The organism is Clostridium sp. (genome assembly GCF_032552055.1).
GTDB lineage: Bacteria > Bacillota > Clostridia > Clostridiales > Clostridiaceae > Clostridium.
On the sequence record NZ_JAWGSV010000332.1, the window covers coordinates 1 to 2,797 of the forward strand.

Here is a 2,797-nt window from a genome sequence, read left to right on the forward strand (position 1 = left end):
GGTTTTATAGAATTACCAATATCATCTTGATTTTTAAGTAGTCTTTCCAATACAGGAGCCTTATCATCGAGAGAAGCAATATCACTTACAATAAAGTTTCTAGTCCATAAAACATGTTCAATCCAAAGCTGGCGCTCCTTAAATTTTAAATTACATTTTGATTTAGTTTCAACTACTTCACCAAAATTGTTATTCTCTAAGGCATTAGCTTTTAATGGAATAAAGACTAAGTTTAATAAAAACAAAGTTAAAAGTGATTTCTTTAAAAAAATTTTCATTTTAATTCTCCTTTAAGATTTATGTGTTACTTAATTAAAAGTACATTTATATATTCTACAAAATACTGATTTATTATTAATTTAAATTAATTAAAGATATCATACAAATATCAGTAAAGATTTTTATGATATTTGTAAAATTATTATCTCTATGGTAGTATAAATCAATGTGAGTTAATTCATACTTTTAATATTAAGATAATGGAGGAATAAACAGATGATAAATTTACCTAATTGTCCAAAATGTAATTCAGAATATACTTATGAGGATGGAAGTCTTTTAATATGTCCAGAATGTGGATATGAATGGACTTTATCTTCTGAAGATAATGTTGAAGAAGAAGGACTAGTTGTGAAAGATTCAAATGGGAATATATTAAAAGATGGAGATTCTGTAACTATAATTAAGAATCTAAAAGTTAAAGGGGCCACTTCAGATTTAAAGCAAGGAACTAAAGTTAAGAATATACGTTTAGTAGAAGGTGATCATAATATTGATTGTAAAATAGATGGATTTGGTGCTATGAAATTAAAATCCGAATTTGTTAAAAAATTATAGAATTTGACAAAAATTTATTTTGGTTGTATCATATAAAGTAAATAATGGAAATAAAATTCTATGAAGAGAAAAAGTAAATTATTATTTTGTTCAAAAGAGAGTTGGTATTTGCTGAAAGCCAATGTTCAAAAGTTAATTGAAAATCATCTCTGAGAATCAATACTGAAAATTTTAGTAAGTATTGACGGAGTCTTTCACCGTTAGAAGATAAGCATATTGATAGATATGTAACTAAGTGCTATAAATTAGTTTTATACTAATTATAGAATTAGGGTGGTAACGCGGATATTTCCGTCCCTTGTTTTAAGGGACGGTTTTTTTTGTGCTTATAAATAGACTAGATATTTAAGTTGAGTTTATTTCTGTTTTTTATTATTAATAAAATACAATAGGGGGAATTAATATGAAAAACTTATCAAAAAAAGATTTATTACTTATTGGACTTATGCTTTTTTCACTATTTTTTGGAGCAGGAAACTTAATATTTCCACCTTTTATGGGGGAAGCAGCTGGAGAAAAAACTTGGATAGTATTACTTGGATTCTATGTTACAGCAGTAGGTTTTCCAGTGTTAGGTGTTATAGCAGTAGCTAAATCAGGAGGGCTTACTAATTTAGCTAAAAGAGTTAACCCAATATTTGCAACAATATTTACTATTTTAATATATTTATCTATCGGTCCAGGATTAGGTATTCCAAGGGCTGGAAGTTTGCCTTTTGAAATGGCAGTAGCACCATACTTGCCTGAAAGCTTTTCATTAAAACTAGCATTATTTATATATACACTTATATTCTTTGCCATAGCCTATTGGTTATCAATGTCACCTGGCAAGCTTGTAGATCGTATGGGGAAAATCTTAACTCCAACCTTACTTTTTTTAATTTTAATTATGGTAATTGGATCATTTATTAAACCATTAGGAGGATATGGAGTAGCCGTTAATGGATATGAAGTATCATCATTTTTTAAAGGGTTTATAGATGGTTATTTAACAATGGACACTATAGCAGCTTTAAATTTTGGTATAGTTATTGCATTAGCTATAAGATCAAAAGGAGTAAGTGATGATAGAGCAGTAGTTTCTTTATCTATAAAAGCAGGTTTAATTGCTGGAGTTTTACTTGCTATTATATATGGAATGTTAGCACATTTAGGAGCTACTAGTGGTGGTAGATTTGGAGTAATGGAAAATGGTGCTCAAACATTAACGAATATAACTATGTACATATTTGGTAAACCTGGAGCAGTGTTACTAGCTTCAATATTTACATTAGCATGCTTAACTACATCAGTTGGACTTATAACTTCATGTAGCCAATATTTTTCGACCTTTACTAGTAAAATATCATATGAAAATTGGGTAAGAATACTAACTGTTTTTAGTATGTTAGTTGCAAATATGGGACTAACTAAAATACTTAGTATATCAGTTCCTATATTAAATGCTATTTATCCAATTGCAATAATGTTAATTGTACTTTCAATGTTTGACTTTATATTTAAAAGTAATAAATATATCTATGGACTAACAATATTATTTACTGGAGTAGTAAGTATAATTGATGCTATGGGACAATCTGGATTAGCTAAAGATAGTTTACTAAAGATAATTTCATACTTTCCACTTTATAATGAAGGACTAGCTTGGATAGTTCCAGCTATATTAGGAATAGTTATAGGATTAGCAATTAAAATTTTAAAAGAAGGGGATTTTAGGGTTAAAAGAAATATCCAAGAAGAAATAAGAAATTAAATGTATATATGCCTTCAATTTAGATAATTTTTTAAAAGTATCTTTAAGATATAACTTTACAAGATTCTAGATGTAGAATATTTATTGAAACATATATAAAGACAAAAAAAGCCATACATAATAATGAAAATTATTTATATATGGCTTTTTTAGCATTTTTGTAATGTTTTCTAAATTAGTAATAATCCATTTATAGCATAATAATAC

2 protein-coding genes, 1 pseudogene and 1 other annotated feature are annotated in these 2,797 nt (G+C 27.3%); of the genes and pseudogenes, 2 read left to right on the top strand and 1 reads right to left on the bottom strand.

Annotated elements, in window-relative coordinates; genetic code table 11:
- Positions 1-278 (bottom strand): annotated as a pseudogene (locus tag E6248_RS15050) (glycosyltransferase); the annotation flags it as partial.
- A gap of 217 nt (positions 279-495) precedes the next feature.
- Between E6248_RS15050 and E6248_RS15055 the strand changes: the two are divergent.
- Both E6248_RS15055 and brnQ read left to right on the top strand, forming a co-directional pair.
- Positions 496-837, top strand: a complete 342-nt coding sequence (locus tag E6248_RS15055; protein WP_136003776.1) for a zinc ribbon domain-containing protein YjdM — start codon at positions 496-498, stop codon at positions 835-837.
- 51 nt (positions 838-888) lie between these two features.
- Positions 889-1,139 (top strand) — a binding site (T-box leader).
- Positions 1,140-1,240: 101 nt separating this feature from the next.
- On the top strand, positions 1,241-2,590 hold the full coding sequence (brnQ, locus tag E6248_RS15060) for a branched-chain amino acid transport system II carrier protein (RefSeq protein ID WP_316341590.1): 1,350 nt from the start codon (positions 1,241-1,243) through the stop codon (positions 2,588-2,590).
- The last annotated feature ends 207 nt before the right edge of the window (positions 2,591-2,797 follow it).

What these genes read in the sequence shown, in the direction of transcription:
- E6248_RS15055 (WP_136003776.1), top strand. Translation starts at nt 496, where the DNA reads ATGATAAATTTACCTAATTGTCCAAAATGTAATTCAGAATATACTTAT.
- brnQ (WP_316341590.1), top strand. Translation starts at nt 1,241, where the DNA reads ATGAAAAACTTATCAAAAAAAGATTTATTACTTATTGGACTTATGCTT.